Below are 17,510 nucleotides of genomic sequence, written 5' to 3'. Positions count from 1 at the left end.
CATGAAAAAAGAGGCTTCTGTAGTTATCAGATGCAACAATGATGAACGCGTCTTCAACTGTATCTCCAGTATCGATGCAGATGTCGAAATAATCGTTGTGTTAAATGAGAATCCTAACCTCAAGCGGCGGTTGGAAAGGCAGGATGTTATCTGTCGAACCTCTCCACCGGGAAATTTATCCATTGTTTCCAATATTGGATTTGAATCCACAACAACTGACAAAGTAATAATTACAGATTCAGACACGTTATTCAGTAAAAATTGCATCCGAAAAATGATAGTCGGCTTAGACACCTATGACATTGTCCGGTCTCCGTTGCGTTTCCAAAAGGGCCAGGCGTTCCTCTCACGCGAAATTGCAGAGGCAAGAGATTATGTAAATGCCCTGCCCGTAGTCTATACGCCGGGAATCGGGGTAACAAAGCGTCTTCCGTCCCGGGTCAAAGGATTTCTATTTGACAATGGCATACCTTTTGCAGTTGATGCAAACCTCAACTTTAGAATACAAAAAGAAGCACTGCCAGTTTTATATTTGCAGGACGTCTGGATTGAACATCTTGCAGAGGATGTTCATCATGACCTTCATGCAGCACGACGCATTGGGGTGGGATGCAGAGAAAGCAGGGAGAACCTGCATGTGCTGTACCCTCAGATAACAAAAAGGGACATTGGAAAATCTCTCAAAGGTGTAAAATTCGTATATTACCCTGATATGCTGAAGAAAAAAGGGGTGAGAGTTCTGATGTACCAGATACTCTGGGATCTCTGGTATTATGCCGGATATTATTTCGCTGACTAGAAAAGACCTAATTGCGACAACCGGAGCGAGTCGATCGTTGAAAGATCTGCGGTAGACATGACCTTTGCGATGTCGTGGGAAAGAGTCGAAGCAAACTCGGGATTTTGCTGGAGATAGAGCGGAACAGTGTCACGGTCATAACCAAAGTTGACGGTGTCAAATCCAAACATTTTATATGATCTCAAGAATGAGGGGATTTCAGGCAATGCATCAACAGTTAATGTCATGCGCCCGTTTATTGACAGATCAGTATTGAAACGCTCCCGCTGATCCCTCAGAGACTGAATATTTCCCAGAACCTGTTCCCATGACGAGCCGTGGTTTATTTTCTCATGTGTCGCTTTCGTTGATGCATTCAAAGAAATGCTAATTAATTTTGCTTCCCTAGCAAGTCTTGCGGCCATGCTCTCATCGATAAGAGTGCCATTTGTCAGGAGAGAATATTTTTTTCGGTTCTTTGCAAGGTATGTCATGTATTTCAGGCATTCATCGATGCATAGGGGTTCTCCTCCCTGAAGAAAAATAGTGGAAAATGGCCTGATGTCAATATGGCAGATGAGCATTTCCGCACGCAAAGTGGACTGATCGGTCTTGTATCGTGCCCTCTGTCTGCACATGATACAGGAAATATTGCACTTCATTCCAAAATCGATATATATAGTCTTGAAATCGGCATAATCGCAATATGGGTGGAGATAAGAATATTTCCCACCGCCCGTGCCAGTCTTGTCAATAAGATTGCAACTCGCATAGCAGGGAAGGGTCCCCTCAAGTGATGCACGGCGAAGACGGGTAATTCCGGGTTCATTGACAATGTCAGAGAGATTCTCTTTGTAAATGCTGCCCATTTTTGTTGGTTGAATGAGACAGCAACTGTATACATCCCCTTTATGATCGATGGTTATCGTATGCCAGAGATGAGGACAGAATTCGGTCATATCTCCTCCGAAATAGATACATGGAAGAGGTCCAGAGAACGCATTTTAAAGGCATCCCTTTCTGATAGATTCATTCTCGAAGAATATTTTCTATAAAAATAGCGTAGACCTGCACTCTTTTTTTCTGAACCCGCAGATGACAAACGGGAACGGGTATTATCTGCATCATGATGAACCAAGTGGTTATAGAGTGTTGCAGGAACAGTCCCTGCGTCTAACAGACGAATGCAGACATCCCGATCTGTTGTCGATATAAGTTCTTCATCGAATCCACCGATATTGATAAGATCCGATAATCGCACAAATAAATTTGATCCCTGGATGTTCGGATTGGTGACATAAAACATATTCTGCGTGATTTGCACCGGTATCGGCTGCATAATTCCTGGCCGAAGCGGATCACTGTGCCGTATCAACCCTGAGATAATCCAATCCGCTTTCGTTTCCTGTGCAAATTTATAGACATTTGCCAGATACGATCTGTCCCACCAGTCGTCATCATCCAGAATTGAGACAAATACCATATTGGCATCGTGAAAATCATCAGATGCCTGTTCAAGTGCAGTGTTTACAGCTCCAGAGAGATTATGCGATCTGATATTTTTTAGCAATGTACTGGGGAGACAGCGATCAGATCTTGCAACAATGGTCTCTACGGCATGGTATGAGGGGTCATCTTTGTCAATTACGATGTAGACTCTATCAGGAACCTTTTTTTGTTCCCGTATTGAGGCAAGGGCACGGTCAAGGCATTTGGGCCGGTTATGTGTTGGGATGATAGTGATGAGAGCAGGTTGCTTATGTTCCGCTTTTTTTGCAGTTGATTGGGCATTTACAGCCTCCACTGCGGTAAGCAGGGTTCTTTTTTTCCCTGAATGTAACAGTTCCTGAGTATCTTTTGGTACGCATTTCCCCCCATAGGGGCCGAGATAGGGTGTCAAGTGCTCCTGAGAATGTACCCGTCTGTCCGCCCAGATCGTACTCATCACATCATAGGCGTCTGCTCCGTACTCGGAACAAATCGCCTCCATTTCATTTGTGAAACTCACCTTTGTTGCAATATAGGCATTGTGAGCGAGCTTTCCGATCTCTGCGGAGATATAACTCATATGCAATATCGGGACATGTGGATCCACCCATGTAAAATATGAGAGGACTTCTCTCACATCGTCATCGGTGCCGCTCACTACAAGGCGGTCCGGATTTGTAAACCATGTAAATGAGGATCTCTCCCGTAAAAATTCAGGCATATAAAGCAAATGTAGTGCAGGGAATCGGGCAACCATGCGATCCATAAAACCAACTAAAAGCGTGCTTTTGATAACGATACGGCCTGTATAATGGTCATTATTCAGACGCACCAACACCTCATAAACAGCAGAGCAGTCCAATCTCCCATTTTTATGTGATGGGGTGGAGACACAGATAAAGACAATATCGGTTGCCAGAATATTGCCCCACGAATATGTCCCCATGATGTCATAACCGGCATAGGGATACCATGGTGAGAGGCCGTGAATGACAGCCCACCCTACAGAACCAAGACCAATTACTCCAAAAGTTTTCGATCCCATCCAAATTAACCCCTTAGATTCGCCAGATTAACATCTAATATGCAATTTGAATCTATTATCTAAAGGTGTCATATATATGCCGATTTCGTCCAGTTCCTTTATGAATCCTGGTCGATGTAGGGAGGACATGAGTTCTGACAGATCAGGTCTCTGGTAGAAATAGGTTGTAAGGTATGCCCGATACACCATGTTCTGATAGCCTTTGTCGGTATAGGGTGCCAGAGATCGTCCTACATCTATGATCCTGAGATTATGGTCACTGTCATACATCAGATTTTTAGGATGGAAATTTGTAAAGATATAATTGTTTATTTTAGAATCCACAAGGATATCCAAGATATTTTCTGCGTCCCCCCCGGTATAGGGACCGTATTCTTCATAAGGAGTTACAAATACTACCGTTTTACCATCGCAAATAATATCTGACAATTGCCTTACGCCCGAGATTTTTTTGTTTCCAAGAAACTTTTGCAATATGAATTCAAGTCTGCCATCGGGAAATGTCATGGCACCCTTAAAAAAATACTTAAAGATGTAAGAATGAGTTGAAAACACGGCACCTTCTGAACCATATCCCAAGAAAGTCAGATTGTCGGGATCATACCCGGAGAATTCCAGGAATTCAGCAAGTTTTTTTTGGCAGTCAGATATTTTCGATTCCATCTTCTGGCCCTTGGTAGAAAGGCCTCTGCTTAACGCGCCCTTCTGTACATCATATCATCATACCTCATGATTATTCCATACTATCTGTTTGTCATCGGATCCTCGAAATTCTGATCCGGTAGAACTGCTGAGCCAATAGTCTCATGATGAGTTCTCCAGAATGGATGCACCTGAAATCCACCAGACACACTTCGTATCACTACTTTCGATTAGTACTAATCATGATTAAGGCCTTTATCGACAGGGCAAGGAGAGGAGAGGGAGAAAGTCCCCCTCTCAGTTCAACGCCGGCATGCCGTCGGCCCAGGTCTCGACCGCGGCGAGGAGGGCATCGTCCTCGTACGCGGAGACCCGCACGGAGGTACGGGTGAAGGCGACGGAGAAGACCTCTCCGTTTGCGGCGTGGCACCTGAGGCGGCAGGCGAAAGAATCGGTGCAGCAAAACCTCTCGCTCACCCGGAGCATGAAGAGGATCTCGACCATATCAGCGCATAATTCAGGCTCTCCTGGGCGGTGCAGAAGTACCAATGAGTCCAGGCGCCGTTCCCGCTGCTCCTCGCCACGCCGAGCATGCGGAACCCTTTTTTCGCAAAGGCGATCGATCTGCTCTTTGAGGTCCCTGCTCCCTCCGGCAAGGTCCAGGATCACCTGCGGTGCACCCTTTGCCACCCTGAAGCGTTTTCCGTCCGCATCCTCGATGGTGGCCTCGGTGCGCTTGACGACCGGGTCGAAGGGCTTGAAATTGACGACGCTGAACGCGGCGGTCTTTTCCTGCAGGCCGCCGGCCTGCCCGGAGGTGATGATCGCCATGTCGATGGGGTCCTGGTCCTCCTCCCTGGATGCGAGGAGGGCGTCCAGCAGCACGTCCTCTTCCCGGCCCCTCCGAACGGCACGACGTCGGAGAGGGTGAGGCTGTTCTCAGTTATCGTCCCGGTCTTGTCCGAACAGAGCACGTCCACCCCGGCCATCTCCTCGATGGCGACGAGTTTGCTGACGATGGCCTCTTTTCTGGCGAGTGCCACGGCCCCGACGGCCATGGTGATGGACAGGACGGCCGGCATTGCCGCAGGAATCGCCGCCACGATCAGGACGAGCGCGAACTGGAGCGTGTTCAGCAGGTCCTCGTGACGGACGATCGAGACGATGAAGGTGATGGAGACCAGGGCGATTGCCAGGACGATGAGATAGTCCCCGATTTTTATCACGGCTTTCTGGAAATGGCTGACCGTCACCGCCTCTTCGGCGAGCCGGGCGGTTTTGCCGAAGAACGTGTTCAGTCCGGTGGACACCACCACCGCGGTCATTTCACTCTGTTTCGCGATGGAGCCGGCATAGCCGACGTCCGAGACCTGTTTTTCGACCGGCAGCGATTCCCCGGTCAGGACACGGTCTTCGGCCTCGGATTGCGTCAGACCGTCCCGCCCGGCTGAGAGGATCTCGAATACCTCATCGACGGATTTTTCCTTTGCCTCTTCGGTCGTGATCGTCTGCCCGGCCATGACGCCCCCCGGCCCACTCTTCAAACCACGCCATATAAAATACTACGGAATTCCGGCGGGTGAACCGGTTCCGGGCGAACGGCGACATCGCCTCCCTTCCTGTGCTCACCATCGGTTCCGTGCCCTCCCGGAGATCGGCGGCACATCTCCCGCGGCCGGGATACTTTTATCATTGAGGCGGTGATCAGGACGCAGGGCGATCCATATGCTCGGAGAGATGATCGGCGAATTGAAAGGAAAGGTGGTGGGGCAGCGTATCTCCCACCATTATGGCTGGGGTCCGAAGGTCGAGAGGACCATGGAGTCGAAAGGAGTGCTGCTCGGTACAGAGGTGACATTGATTGCCACATTCTGGTCGAAAGAGCGGCCCCAGGGAGGAGTGATGGGGAAGGGCCACGGCATCCTGACGACCGAAAAGGGAGAGACGGCAATGCTTGAGGGGGCCGGGATCAGCGTGCCGGCAAAAGGGCCGGGCTGGAGCCTGCGGGGGGCACGGTACCTTCAAACGTCCGGGATCGCTCTGAGCCGCCTCAACGACGTGGCCGTGCTTTTTGAGATCGAGATCGCTCACGACGGAACGGTCATCGACAGGATGTGGGAGTGGAAATAACTCCCTATCGAACCTTCATGGCGAGGCGGAGATCGGACCCCGGCCTCTCCCCTTCTCACGGCCGCACTCGATTCTCTACAGCGCTATTGCCCTGCTTCGCCCGTGTGCTCGCCTCGACGCTCTATTTTTCCCTGAAAGAGCATGACTGGAAGTTCACCTGCATCACCGGGTTCGTCCTGGCCGTGCTCATCGTCGTCCTCTTCCGGGTATGATCCTGCAGCCGGCCGTATCTCCTGAGCGGGGGCGGCGTCTCTTTCACATTCGCCCCGCTCACACGCCCCACATCCATATACCCCGGCCGCCACCCCTCACCCATGACACACCGCCCCCTCATGAGCGACCAGACCCTCTTTCGCGACCCCGCCCTCTTCGAGATCACCCACCTCCCCGAGGTCTTCAACTACCGCGACACACAACTCGAAGACCTCGCCTTCGCCCTGCGGCCCGCCCTCTCCTACGGGGCCAGCCCCCTGAACACCGTGCTCCGCGGCATCCCCGGCACAGGGAAGACCACCGCGGTCAGGCTCCTCTTCGCCGAGATCGAGGAGATGACGCAGGCGGTCGTCCCGGTCCTCGTCTCCTGCCAGACCGAGAGGACGGAGTACGCCGTCCTCTCCCGGATCTTCCTCGCCCTCTCCGGCCACCTGCCCCCGCCGTCGGGCGTCTCGAATGTGCGGGTGATGGCCGGGGTCGCCCATGCCCTCGCGGAGAGGGGAGCGGTCCTCGTCGTCTGCCTGGACGACGTCACCCGGCTCATCGCCGACGGCACCCTGGACAGCGTCCTCGCCCCCCTCCTCAGGATGCACGAGGCCTGGCCGGGGGTGCGGACCGGCGTCGTCCTCACCCTCTCCACCCCTGAGGCCGACCTCTCCCGCGTCCTCGGCCCCTCCACCCTCTCGGTCCTCCAGGCCTCGGAGGTCCTCTTCCCGCCGTACACCGCGGCGGAGGTGCGGGGCATCCTTGCAGACAGGGTGAAGGCCGGGGTGTACCCCGGCGTCGTCCCGCCCGCCGTCCTCGACCTCGTCGTCGAGAGGACGATGGCCTCTGGCGACCTCCGGGTCGGCCTGGACGTCGTGAAAAGGGCGGTGCTCCACGCCGAGAGGGAGGCCAGGACCAGGGTGACGGCCGGGGACGTGCTCTCGGCCTTTGCCGTCTCCCGGCACCTGCATGTGGCGATGGCGGTGGAGGCGCTCACGGCCGGGGAGAGGGCGGTGCTCCACGCCGTCCTGAGAGAGGAGAGGGAAGGCGGGTCGGCAATCGCCGGGCGGGTCTATGACCGCCTCTGCGGGGAGATGGGGTATGCGGCATTCTCCGAGAGGTTGCGGAAACTGGAGACCTTACGACTGGTGGACCTGTACGTGCGGCCGGGGAGGGGGAGGACGCGGGAGGTCGTGGTGCGGGAGGGAGTCGGGGAAGTGGTCGCTCCTCAGGCAGGCGTGGCCGAGGAGGAAGAGTGCCGGTATGAGACAGGGGAGGGGTGAGACAGCCGGTCTCTCGAAGTTTTGCCCTATTTAATCAATTTTTTTTCAATATTTTCTGTTCAAAGGATCTTTAACTTCCCGCGTTCCCCCTCACGACCGCCGGCGTCTGGGGGGGATCACCTGCCCAAACCCTTCTTCTCATTCCACCCCCGCACCAACCGGGCGTAGCACCTCTCGCAGAGTCTCGCCCGCCCGTCGCCGGAGCGGAACACCGCCCTCCCCTCGCCGCACACGCTGCACCGCCCGAGGTCGGTCTTCGTCCGCGTGAACTCGGTGTGCTTCAGCACGCCCGGGAGAGGGACAGTCTTGTTTGCACCTGTGCACCCGATTGCACGGGCCTGCACTTTGAAAATGCCACCAAACGGGGGAATTTTTGAATCGGGATTAAACATCCCGGCCCTTTCACCCCCATCTTCCCGATCGTTTGCACTCTGGCACAGATCACACACACAGTCACCCGCAGACCCGGAGAGATCCCCTGTGCTGTGTGTGTCTCCTTTTTGGTGCAATAGAGTACTATGAGAGAGAGAGATCTCTCTTCTCTCTCTAGAATAGTCATTCCGAACCCGGTCTTCCGTTCCCGCTCTTTGCACTTTTTCCGTGCAACTTCGGTGCACACGGGGTGCAAAAGTGCCATCATCGTCCGGGGGGTCGGGGTCTGTCCAGACCTGAGCGCCCGTCGCCCACCGCCGGTAGACCTCCCTGTTGAAGGAGAACTGGTGCTCGCGCCGGCGGACCAGGTAACCGCCGGCGTCCTCGGAGATGGTCGTGTCCACAAACCCGATGGCCGGGCACTTCTCCAGGAGGCCGGAGTAGGTGGTGCCGCCGTTGTTGTAGCCGTGGAGGATGCGGCGGGTCTGGTGGTATGAGAGGCCGAGGGCGTCCTGAAGCATGCGGACCGTGAACTGCTCCCACCCCATTGTTTCGACAGTCGCCAGGGCGGCGGATTCGTTCTTCGTGAGTTTTGTCTCCTGCCCGCCCGACTCGCCGTTGATGGCGGCGTAGATCCGGGCGGCGGCGGCGAAGTCAGACCTGTCGGCCCTGATGCCGCCGTCGTATGTCTCCCTCTGGAAGCGGTGGAGGAGGGCACAGGCCTTGATGAGGTCGAAGAGCATGCCCGGGTTCCGGCGGTTCGTGGTGGCGGAGAAGTGCACCCTCTCCGCGTACGGGATGGAGACGTGGAGACGTTCCTCTTTGAGAATCTCCCAGATGGCCCGGCAGACCGGGAGGGCCGGGTCCTCGTCGTCGCCGTCGTCCTCTCTGGCTTCCTTCTCTTTCATGTGCCTGAGGACACGCTCGTCCTGCTCGGCCGAGTCGTCGATCCAGACGGTGAGCATGCGGTTCATCACCTGGTCGTCGCCCGGGTCCTCGACCCTTGCGAGCCACCAGACGCACCTCTCCGGTATCCGGCAGACCTGGAGTTTTCTGTCTGCGGTGACGGTGTGGTGCTCGATCCTCTCCCTGAAGTTCGCCGTTGCGCTTTTGAGGACTTCCTGGAGGTCGTCGGAGAGGGAGACGTCGTCAAAGAGGAAGACGGTGCCTGGGCAGAGGTCGTCGTGGTAGTAGAGGGCCTTGTTGCTCACCGTACCGGCGAGGCGGTAGGCCGCGGGGACCTGCCTGAGCATGGTGGTGCAGGCATGGCTCTTGCCCTTGCCGGAGTTCCCGGAGACGGAGACGTGCAACCCGTTCGTGTTCTCGACGGATTGGGAGGCGAGGGACATGACCAGGCACTCGGCGACGGTGCGGTCGCCGACATGCTCGCGGGTGAAGGTGTCGAGGAGGAAGGCGAGGGGGTCGCCGTGGGTGAGGATGGCGAGGGCCTTCTCGCGGTATGCCGGTGATGGAGGTTTCGGCGGCGGCACCTCCTCCCTCTTCTTCTTCGGTTCGTGCATGGCCCGCAACTCGGGCCACCTCTGCACCCCGCCGCCGCAGGAGGCGTGGTGGCAGCCGGCGTAGACCGCACCGCTCGGGAACTGGACGGCGAAGGCGCCGTCGCGGTGGGCGGTCGAGAAGGGGCAGTCCTCTAGGACGTGGAGGGTGCCGCCCTGCCAGGGTTTGGTGGTGCGGACGGCGAGGCCGTGCTCGCGGAGCCACGCGGCGAGGTCGATCGTCCCGCCCTTCGGCGCCGGCGGGGCCTCGACCGGGAGGCGGGTGGCGATCTGTCGGAGTTTCTCGGCAGGGACGATCTCCCTCTCCTCAGGCACCGAGAGGACCTTCGCCCGCCGGTGGGGACGCTCGCGAGTGGTGTCCCCCTTCCGCGAGCAGGTGCCGTAGAGTTTCCAGATCCGTGCGGCGTTGGAGTTCGCCGTGTCGACGGTGACTGTCTCGTCGGAGAAAAGGGCGTCGAGGGTGGCGAGCACGCCCTTGACGAGGGCCGTCGCCTCGTCGTCGTTCGCGAGGTCGATTCCGTAGAGGAGGTGGGCCCCGTTCCCGGAGTCGGCGCGGATTGGTCTTGAAAACCCCTGTTCGTCGAGCCAGAGGGCGATCGCGTCCGCCCGCCTGAGGGCCGCGGCATGCTCCTCCTCGGTCGACGACACCCCGCTCGGCCGCACAGGGTCGAGGTCGATGGGCAACCAGCGGCGGCGGAGGATGTCGGCGTCCGAGGTGGTCGCGTCGCTCCGCGAAAGCCGCATCTTCACCCTGTTCGCCCGGCGGGCGAGGAGGGCCGGGTCCACCTCATTGAGGGTGACATAGATCCCGCGGACCTCGGGGTCGGCGTCCAGGGCCTCGGCTGCCGCCGCACACTTCGCAAAGTCGTCGAAGTAGCCCGAGTGCGTCGCATAGTCCGCGAGGGCCCGCACCTCCACCACGCCGCCGGAAAACAGGGCGGCAAGGGCGGCGGCGATCACGGCCGCCCCTCCGGCACGAGGGGGAAGAGCGGGGCCGACCTGGCCTCGCCCGTGGCGACGCGGCGGAACGAGACGAGCGGCACGATGAAGTGGCCGGAGACGGTGAAGACCTTCACCGCACGGCCGGCAGGGTTCACCGCCGCGTGGCCCACGATCACGGCCTCCTCACCCATCACCGGCACCGCCCTCCCCTGGACGAGGAGGAGGCGGAGGTCGTCGGGGGCGATCAGGTACCGCCTGCGGCCGACGAGGAGGTAGACCGCGTCGTCAGACCCGAGGCGGAGGGTGGCGGTCATTCCCGCACCACCACCGAGACGGCATACATATGCCGCCCGCCCCGCTTCACGTGCACCTCGCTCACCGCACGGCCGTGCCTCTTCACCCAGGCCGTCACCACCTGTGGGACGAGATACAGGGGCACCGGATCGACGGTGTGTATCTCCTCGCAGGTCGACGGCGGTATGGCGGTCCCAGGTCCGGTGTTGGCGCACGGGGAGTCGTGAAGGCTGCCGTCTATCCTGGACATACCGCCGCCTCACATATGTGCAGTGTCTGTCTGTCCGTACTCTCCCCGACCTCGCAGACGGGGAGGCCCTGAGATATCGATTTCATGTTTTTCGACACTCCCGGGCGGGCCGCCGCCGCATCAGGGGGACCGGCGGCACCGCACCGAGGAGAGGGTGGGCCCCACAGGAGATAAAGGAGAGTAGCGCACCGTGGAAGAGACAGATTGTAGTATTTATGTGTGTCTTTATCGGGGGTACCTCAGGAGAGGGAACCCCTTCAGGCAGGAAGGGGGGCAGTTTGTCCAGGTGCTGTGGAGGCCAGAGCAGGATGGGACCAGGATGGGACCAGGATGGGACCAAGACGGGACCAAGATGGGACCAAGATGGGACCAAGATGGGACCAAGATGGGACCAAGATGGGACCAAGACGGGACCAAGATGGGACCAAGATGGGACCAAGATGGGACCAAGATGGATCTCGATCAGAAGAGTGCCGAGGTCGTGCGTGCGTGCATGACGGAGCAGTCCATGGTCGAACTCCTGGCGGTTGCCGGCAGGACGAACCGCACCACGTTCAGGGACCAGGTCCTGAGACCCCTGCTTGATGCCGGGCTTGTCGAGATGACTCTCCCGGAGAAGCCGACAAGCGGCAAGCAGAGATACCGGGCCACGGCGCGGGGCGTGCATGGCTGGATGAGAGGGAGAGGCGGTGAAAACCTCCGATGAGGTCTGTAAGGGGATAGAATTAGTGAAGAGCGGAGAATGATTCCGGGATCTCACCCGCCCCCATTGTGGTCTATCTGGTCAGGACAGGCCTCTCTATCTGGTGTCCGCCATCAAGGAGGTGCTGGTGAATGCGTTTGTCCACCGGGATTACAGTGATTTTCCCGGGGGATTGCTGTTCACATCTATCCGGATCGTCTGGAGATCTGGAGCGCAGGCAGGTTTCCTGTGGGTGTGACGCCTGATAACCTCATTTCCGGGCATATATAGGTGCTGCGCAATCCAAATCTTGCCCATGTGCTTTATCTGCGTGGATTGATGGAAACGATAGGCCGTGGCAGTGTGATGATCAGGAAGGCATGTGATGAACGCGGTTTACCGCCGCCGAAGTGGTCGGAGGATGAGCGCGGCGTCACCTTTACGATTCAGAGGAACTTCATCGCCAGATCAGAGAAGAGATTGGGGCTGATTCAGTGATATCGGTCAGAAAATGAAAGGGAAAGATCTATTCGGGTAACTATAGGCAGGAGATGTATGCCTCCTTTGACGCTGAACGTTATGCTGAGAAAAACAAGGTTGAAACAGCGTTCTCGGTCATAAAAAGAAAGTTTGGAGAGGGGCTGAAAGCACGAATGTTTTGGTACCAGATCAAGGAGATCAAGATCAAACTGATACTCCATAACCTCACGAAGGCGATTCAGGCGATCGTGGTTCTTGTAGTGGTCGAGGAATTCAACAAAGCCAGGATATTGGGTTTCCCAGAGTGATCTATAGATTAACGGTTATCTATTATTTTTGCATAGGCATCACAAACAGCCTTTACAATGACCTTCGCCTCGTCTGCAGTGTTATATCTGCCATATGAGATGCGGATGGCCGACTTTGCCTGCTGTTCGGATAGCCCTAACGCAAGAAGCACATGCGACGGCTCGTCTTTGCCAGAGGTACAAGCTGAACTCGTGGACACGCAAACACCTTTCAAATCAAGTAGATGCATAAGCGACTCACCTGAAATGCCATTAAAACCGAGATTGACCACGCCGGGTAGACGGAATTTGGTATCTCCATTGACCCTAACAGAGGGTATTTTTTCTTTTATACCTTCTACTGTAACTTCAACCATTGATCTTAATCGCTTTGCCTCCTCGGCCATTTCGCTAATGCTTTCCTCGATGGCGAAACCCGCCGATACTATTCCGGCAACATTTTCTGTTCCGGCGCGAAGCCCGCGCTCTTGTTTGCCACCGAATACCAACGGGGGCAAGTTTAAGCCTGAACGCTTGTACAGGATTCCCGTTCCTTTAGCCCCATTGAACTTATGGGCAGAGGCGGTTAAGAAGTCGACTCGTAGGTCATTAACATCGATAGGAATGTGACCAAGGGCTTGCACTGCATCGGTATGGAACAGGACGTCTTGCCCTTTAAGAAAGGCACCAATCTGAGCAATCGGTTGAATCGTTCCGATTTCGTTATTGGCAAGCATAATTGATACCAGTTTTGTGTTAGGCTTGATTGCCGCCATAACATCCTCGACCGAAACTCGTCCCGTATTGTCGACAGGCAGAAAGGTGACCTCGACGCCACTCTGTTCAAGCGCACGGCAAGCGTTCAGGACAGAGTGGTGTTCAATGGTTGAGGTTATGATGTGAATCGACTCGTTGTGGTAAGTTTCTGCAACACAGCGCAGTACCCAACTGTTTGCTTCCGACCCACCGGAGGTAAATGTGATTTCTGGCGGCTCTGCGCCGATGGCCACCGCAACTTGTTTCCGAGCATGCTCTACGGCGCGTTTGGCTTTTACTCCCAGTGAATACTGGCTGGATGCGTTTCCGTATTGCTCGCGTAAAAACGGAAGCATCTGCTCAAATGCTCGGTCAGAAATCCGAGTTGTCGCGGCATTATCAGCGTAAATCACGGTATCACCTCAGAATTGTTTGCAGCCTTGCTCCTTAAATTCCTCAACCTTGGCGAGCAAGAACTCAGTGTCTACTTCTAAATACTCAGCAAGGCAATCAAGGCAATAGAATCGCTTGGAGTTCTTATCGAGCAATTTTTTGGTTAGCCCGATTTCGTTTTTGCTCAGGGCTTCTTTTCCGCATACATAACAGCTTTTCTTTTCCACACAATTACCCCATTTCTTCAGGGTCAGGTCTAACGCTGAACGCAGGAATGTCTTTCCCGCGATACTCAACATCAAGCATTCCCAATTGGTATTTAATCGTATCCCGCATCTTTCGCGCTCTGTCGAGACAATAACGCTTGAACTCGCGGGCAGTTATGTCGTTTGCGCTACGGACATGCGGGAACAGCAATTTTAAATATGCCGTGGCAATGCGCTTGACCGCCTCAGTATCGCGGGTATCTGCCGCTTCAGGAACTTCGATGAGTTCATCTACGATGGCGCGATAACTCATATCATCCCGCAGTTCGTGCATAATAGAGCAGAAGTATTCAGAATTCAACGCCCACCCAGCAATCTTGAGGTCGTCGTTCATTCGTGGAATATTCCAGCCCTTAATAAAGCCATGGAAACGCTCTATCAAAGCTGATTCGTGGAAGACGGACGGCAGTTCCTCAAACATATTGCCGAAGCCATCCTCATCCATCGTTTCTTTTTTGATGTTGCCGCAGAGGATTATGCCCGCCTCAGCAGTCCCCTCATAGTTGCCGACGGTGAAAATTCCCGATTCAAGGTAACCTTTCAAAGCGGCGCGCATTTCGTCCACATTTGTGAATGAAATTGTTTGCACTTCATCAAGTGTTATGAAGTCGTTGCCGAACACCAAGCCCTCAGCGCGCTTATTCTGGTCGTAGAACATTTTCGCGCGGCTCATAACGCCACCACTCGAAAGCCATCCGAAGCGGCTAACGCGACCGAACAGATATGACTTACCAGTTCCTTTCGGGGCAAGCTCGATAAGGTTCAGCCTCTTTTCAACGAATGGCAACAAGCGGGTAAGCATCGTGAGTTTCTTTTCCTCATCGCCGAGATAACCGCTTGCATTGTAGTCTACTGCGCCAAGCAGGACATCAATCCACTCCGCGGTGGTAAACTCACGTCGTGCGTCCTTGTAGTAATCGATATCAATCGTGTAGGGGCAGAAGGCCTTAAAAGCTGTCAGCTTGATTTTGCCCCTGTTTGCGCCCTTTGCCTTGTTTTTTGAAAACTCTACGTCGTAGTCATCGGGTGGACGATAGCCGATTTCGGCCATTCCCCAAGTCTCACGGCTGCGCACCAAGTCATCCTTACAGGTTTGCCAAACGGAGTCCTCGATGATGGTGTCTTTACTTGTCAGCCCGAAATCGGGCAAAGCAAACGACACCCCCCCAGTCTTGATGTCGATATCAACCGACACCTTGGCAAGGAACTTTACCCGCTCGTGTTCAATTACCACCTGATTCTTTATAGCAGTCCAATCATCTTTGCGCGGCAAGTAAGTCCGCACAAAGCTAACCAACTCGTCGGAGTCGAAGTGACCGTTCTCGTCCTCGAATTTCTTTAAGAGCCAGTCACGCATAAAAGAGGGCAGGCTCAGAGCGGAGAAGAAGTTGCTTTTTTTGAGGTCTTTATATACGACCATCTCGTCAAAGCAATTTCTCAGTTTTTCAACCATCAATCGCACCTCCTAAAACAAGTCATCAAAAGCGTCATTGACTTTGCCGCTCTTGCCTTGCCCCTTAATCATAATTTTGCCAATCAGGTTATCACCTGCGTAAACGTCCGCAGGGTATTCGCCCGCCCGTTTTGTGTCGGGCAGCTTTACGGAGTAGTGATTTGCATCTATCTGCGAAGCTAAATAGGGCTTCCCATTTAAAACAACGGAAACACCCTGTACCGGCGAATTAAAGAACAGATTAATCTCCGTGCCGGTACGAAAATCTACGGTCACGGCTTCATCGACCAGTTTGACCGTTACGCTTCCATCTTTCAACGACAATTCGATAATAGGAACGACAACCTCTTCTAATGACGCCCCGCTATGAACTTCCACATTCGCCGCGCGACTTCCCTTGAAGCGACCGTAATCGGCAAGTACGAGATATCCGTTCTCCTCTGCGGCAAACGGAAGGTCATAAGGCTGGAAAATCTCACAGCAGCGCCCCGAATGTTCACCTGTGGTATCGGTATCGTACTTTTCCTCTTTACGCCGCAGAACAGCAAGCCGCGATGCGCCGTGGTCGCTTACAATCAGGAAGCGTTTACAATGCCTAAGCGCAAGTTCCGTAGCCGCCTTATCAATCATCGCCGCTATTATATCCAACTCTTTAGCAAGGTGGATAGGCAGTTCATTATTGGTGAAGTTATAACCGCCCACATCGCTGTGTTTAGTATCATCAAGTTCATTGTTCTTTTCCTTGCGGCCTTGCCACGCATCGAAAAAGTCGTGGTTGATAGATGTTATCGTTGGCAGTTCCGCACGGGCGATATGAACCCGAACCGATAGACCACGTTTTTGAACTAAAGCTTCGATTAAGCTTAAGTATTCAACGCCGAGTGCATCGAGCCAGTACAGAAAAGTGTCATTCTTATCTACACTGTCCATAATTTCGTTCCGAGTAGGCAGTCGGTTGAATTGTCGTGTGAGGGCAAGTTGATCGACTTTCTCCAAAAAGTCAGTTTCAAGCTTGTTAGACAGCTTTTGCCGTTTGTACGCCTCGAAATACTCAGTCAGCAAGTTCGCAAGTTCAGGGCATTTAAAAATGTATTTTTTTAGATAAGCCGCCAAAGCGGGATAAATACTATCAAGTTCCGGGATTAAACCGTTTTGTGAAAGCCAAGCGATAATTTCTTCGCGCTCCACCCTTGTGGTGTCAGTCAGCTTATAAATGCTTTCAGACACTACTTGCCGATTGTTCACCACGAAGTCTGCAATATCCGACTCAGGGAACTTTTCAACTAGAACTTTACGCTCCCGACAAAACGATGAAAACCGTTTGTCGGTGTGCGGGATTTCAATAATTGCGTTCAGAATGTTTGAAACGAAGTCCTCAAAGCGACTCGTCTGATCCAGGACGAACCGAAGGTATCCGTTTTGCAATGTGTCAACCTTGCTCTTCAAACAGATAAAATAGAGCCAGTTGCAGTAGTCGCTCCCTCCAATGCGAGCGTAGAAATCAGACTCCAGATTATTGCCAAGACCATTCTTCTCAAGCACCTTGTCAAGCGAACTGTTGCTCTGGTTGAGTTCTGCCAGCAACTCCGCCCAACGAGCGTCGCTTCCGCAGGAACGCGCTAAAGCAAAGCCCCTTGTGGAGAATTTAATGCCATCATACGCATTGCTAATTTGGTGTACGGTGAATATTGCCTTATCGAGATTGACTGCCGTATTCACGACAAAACTTCCGCACTGACCGTTTTCAAGTTCCGCAAGTAATGCTTTGAAACCTGATAAAGTCGACAATCCGAGAGATGGGGCGGCAAGGGTAATTGATATGTCACACTCCGCATTATTAACGACACTGAACCGACGGTTATCAAAGCGGGGGTCGCCCTGTAATCCGGCAATCTGTGAAGCAAGCCCTCGCAGGAGCAACACGACTTTTGCACCGCCGACATTAAGGTCTTTCAACCGCGACAGGGTGCGGAAGGCTTCATCATGGCCGCGGAGTGCGAGGTATTCACCAATCCCCGTCACAACAAACTTTTTGCTTTTTGCGTTTACATCAGCCGCTTCGATATAAGTGAGTAGACCGTCGATGTCCGGCAATTTGTCATCGCCGCCGCAGAAGCCGTTCATCTGCACAAAATCAAGACCCAACACCGACAATTCGTCAATTGCGGTCTTGTACTGACCGTCGCTGATAAACAGGAAATATGGCGTTTTGACGGAAGATGTCAAGTATCTCTTTACCGGATCGATTTGCATT

At 54.2% G+C, this 17,510-nt stretch carries 17 protein-coding genes and 2 pseudogenes; 7 read left to right on the top strand and 12 right to left on the bottom strand.

Annotated features, from left to right (window positions below; translation table 11 throughout):
* Nucleotide 1: 1 nt before the first annotated feature.
* A complete protein-coding gene (locus BP869_RS00570) occupies nt 2-799 on the top strand; it encodes a glycosyltransferase family A protein (protein WP_342675928.1) in 798 nt (265 codons plus the stop codon).
* On the opposite strand, the gene BP869_RS00565 is transcribed toward BP869_RS00570, so the two are convergent.
* The 5 genes from BP869_RS00565 to BP869_RS00545 form a co-directional block, all read right to left on the bottom strand.
* Nucleotides 796-1,737: a radical SAM protein gene (locus BP869_RS00565; protein WP_342675926.1), complete on the bottom strand. Its 942-nt coding sequence runs from the start codon at nt 1,735-1,737 to the stop codon at nt 796-798. The genes BP869_RS00570 and BP869_RS00565 overlap by 4 nt on opposite strands.
* Nucleotides 1,734-3,311, bottom strand: coding sequence for a glycosyltransferase (locus tag BP869_RS00560; protein ID WP_342675924.1), 1,578 nt, complete (start codon nt 3,309-3,311; stop codon nt 1,734-1,736). Before BP869_RS00560 ends, BP869_RS00565 begins: the two co-directional genes overlap by 4 nt.
* A gap of 27 nt (nt 3,312-3,338) precedes the next feature.
* On the bottom strand, nt 3,339-3,974 hold the full coding sequence (locus BP869_RS00555) for a hypothetical protein (protein WP_342675922.1): 636 nt from the start codon (nt 3,972-3,974) through the stop codon (nt 3,339-3,341).
* A 276-nt stretch (nt 3,975-4,250) separates the two neighbouring features.
* Complete coding sequence (locus BP869_RS00550; RefSeq protein WP_342675921.1) at nt 4,251-4,457, bottom strand: hypothetical protein; 207 nt, start codon at nt 4,455-4,457, stop codon at nt 4,251-4,253.
* A 161-nt stretch (nt 4,458-4,618) separates the two neighbouring features.
* Complete coding sequence (locus BP869_RS00545; RefSeq protein WP_342675920.1) at nt 4,619-5,473, bottom strand: HAD-IC family P-type ATPase; 855 nt, start codon at nt 5,471-5,473, stop codon at nt 4,619-4,621.
* A 205-nt stretch (nt 5,474-5,678) separates the two neighbouring features.
* Here BP869_RS00545 and BP869_RS00540 point away from each other — a divergent pair, with 205 nt between their 5' ends.
* From BP869_RS00540 to BP869_RS00530, 3 genes are all read left to right on the top strand, one after another.
* Nucleotides 5,679-6,083, top strand: a complete 405-nt coding sequence (locus BP869_RS00540) for a hypothetical protein (RefSeq protein WP_342675918.1) — start codon at nt 5,679-5,681, stop codon at nt 6,081-6,083.
* A 17-nt stretch (nt 6,084-6,100) separates the two neighbouring features.
* The gene (locus BP869_RS00535; RefSeq protein ID WP_342675916.1) at nt 6,101-6,295 is read left to right on the top strand and encodes a hypothetical protein; all 195 of its coding nucleotides are present in this window, start codon (nt 6,101-6,103) and stop codon (nt 6,293-6,295) included.
* Between the two features lie 102 nt (nt 6,296-6,397).
* Nucleotides 6,398-7,564 carry an ORC1-type DNA replication protein gene (locus BP869_RS00530; protein ID WP_342675914.1) on the top strand — a complete coding sequence of 389 codons (1,167 nt, stop codon included), beginning with the start codon at nt 6,398-6,400 and terminating at the stop codon, nt 7,562-7,564.
* Nucleotides 7,565-7,680: 116 nt separating this feature from the next.
* On the opposite strand, the gene BP869_RS00525 is transcribed toward BP869_RS00530, so the two are convergent.
* From BP869_RS00525 to BP869_RS00515, 3 genes are read right to left on the bottom strand one after another with little or no spacing between them, the layout of a single operon-like run.
* Nucleotides 7,681-10,413 carry a hypothetical protein gene (locus BP869_RS00525; RefSeq protein ID WP_342675912.1) on the bottom strand — a complete coding sequence of 911 codons (2,733 nt, stop codon included), beginning with the start codon at nt 10,411-10,413 and terminating at the stop codon, nt 7,681-7,683.
* Complete coding sequence (locus BP869_RS00520; RefSeq protein WP_342675911.1) at nt 10,410-10,709, bottom strand: hypothetical protein; 300 nt, start codon at nt 10,707-10,709, stop codon at nt 10,410-10,412. Before BP869_RS00520 ends, BP869_RS00525 begins: the two co-directional genes overlap by 4 nt.
* Nucleotides 10,706-10,939: a hypothetical protein gene (locus BP869_RS00515; protein ID WP_342675910.1), complete on the bottom strand. Its 234-nt coding sequence runs from the start codon at nt 10,937-10,939 to the stop codon at nt 10,706-10,708. Before BP869_RS00515 ends, BP869_RS00520 begins: the two co-directional genes overlap by 4 nt.
* 451 nt (nt 10,940-11,390) lie before the next feature.
* On the opposite strand from BP869_RS00515, the gene BP869_RS00510 reads away from it, so the two are divergent.
* From BP869_RS00510 to BP869_RS00500, 3 genes and pseudogenes are all read left to right on the top strand, one after another.
* On the top strand, nt 11,391-11,645 hold the full coding sequence (locus BP869_RS00510) for a Fic family protein (RefSeq protein ID WP_342675908.1): 255 nt from the start codon (nt 11,391-11,393) through the stop codon (nt 11,643-11,645).
* A 225-nt stretch (nt 11,646-11,870) separates the two neighbouring features.
* Nucleotides 11,871-12,119: pseudogene (locus BP869_RS00505) on the top strand (ATP-binding protein).
* Nucleotides 12,062-12,409: pseudogene (locus tag BP869_RS00500) on the top strand (IS5/IS1182 family transposase); the annotation flags it as partial. The pseudogenes BP869_RS00505 and BP869_RS00500, both read left to right, overlap by 58 nt.
* A gap of 8 nt (nt 12,410-12,417) precedes the next feature.
* Here the strand turns inward: BP869_RS00500 and BP869_RS00495 are convergent.
* The 4 genes from BP869_RS00495 to pglZ are packed head-to-tail and all read right to left on the bottom strand — an operon-like array spanning nt 12,418 to nt 17,509.
* Nucleotides 12,418-13,557, bottom strand: a complete 1,140-nt coding sequence (locus BP869_RS00495) for a cysteine desulfurase family protein (RefSeq protein ID WP_342675906.1) — start codon at nt 13,555-13,557, stop codon at nt 12,418-12,420.
* Between the two features lie 9 nt (nt 13,558-13,566).
* On the bottom strand, nt 13,567-13,764 hold the full coding sequence (locus tag BP869_RS00490) for a hypothetical protein (RefSeq protein WP_342675904.1): 198 nt from the start codon (nt 13,762-13,764) through the stop codon (nt 13,567-13,569).
* Between the two features lie 4 nt (nt 13,765-13,768).
* Nucleotides 13,769-15,256 carry a BREX system Lon protease-like protein BrxL gene (gene brxL / locus BP869_RS00485; protein WP_342675902.1) on the bottom strand — a complete coding sequence of 496 codons (1,488 nt, stop codon included), beginning with the start codon at nt 15,254-15,256 and terminating at the stop codon, nt 13,769-13,771.
* A 12-nt stretch (nt 15,257-15,268) separates the two neighbouring features.
* Nucleotides 15,269-17,509, bottom strand: a complete 2,241-nt coding sequence (gene pglZ / locus BP869_RS00480; RefSeq protein WP_342675900.1) for a BREX-4 system phosphatase PglZ — start codon at nt 17,507-17,509, stop codon at nt 15,269-15,271.
* Nucleotide 17,510: the final 1 nt, after the last annotated feature.

The organism is Methanofollis sp. UBA420 (genome assembly GCF_002498315.1).
Taxonomy (GTDB): Archaea; Halobacteriota; Methanomicrobia; order Methanomicrobiales; family Methanofollaceae; genus Methanofollis.
The sequence above is the reverse complement of the archived record's forward strand: the minus strand, read 5'-3'. Positions and strand labels throughout refer to the sequence as shown.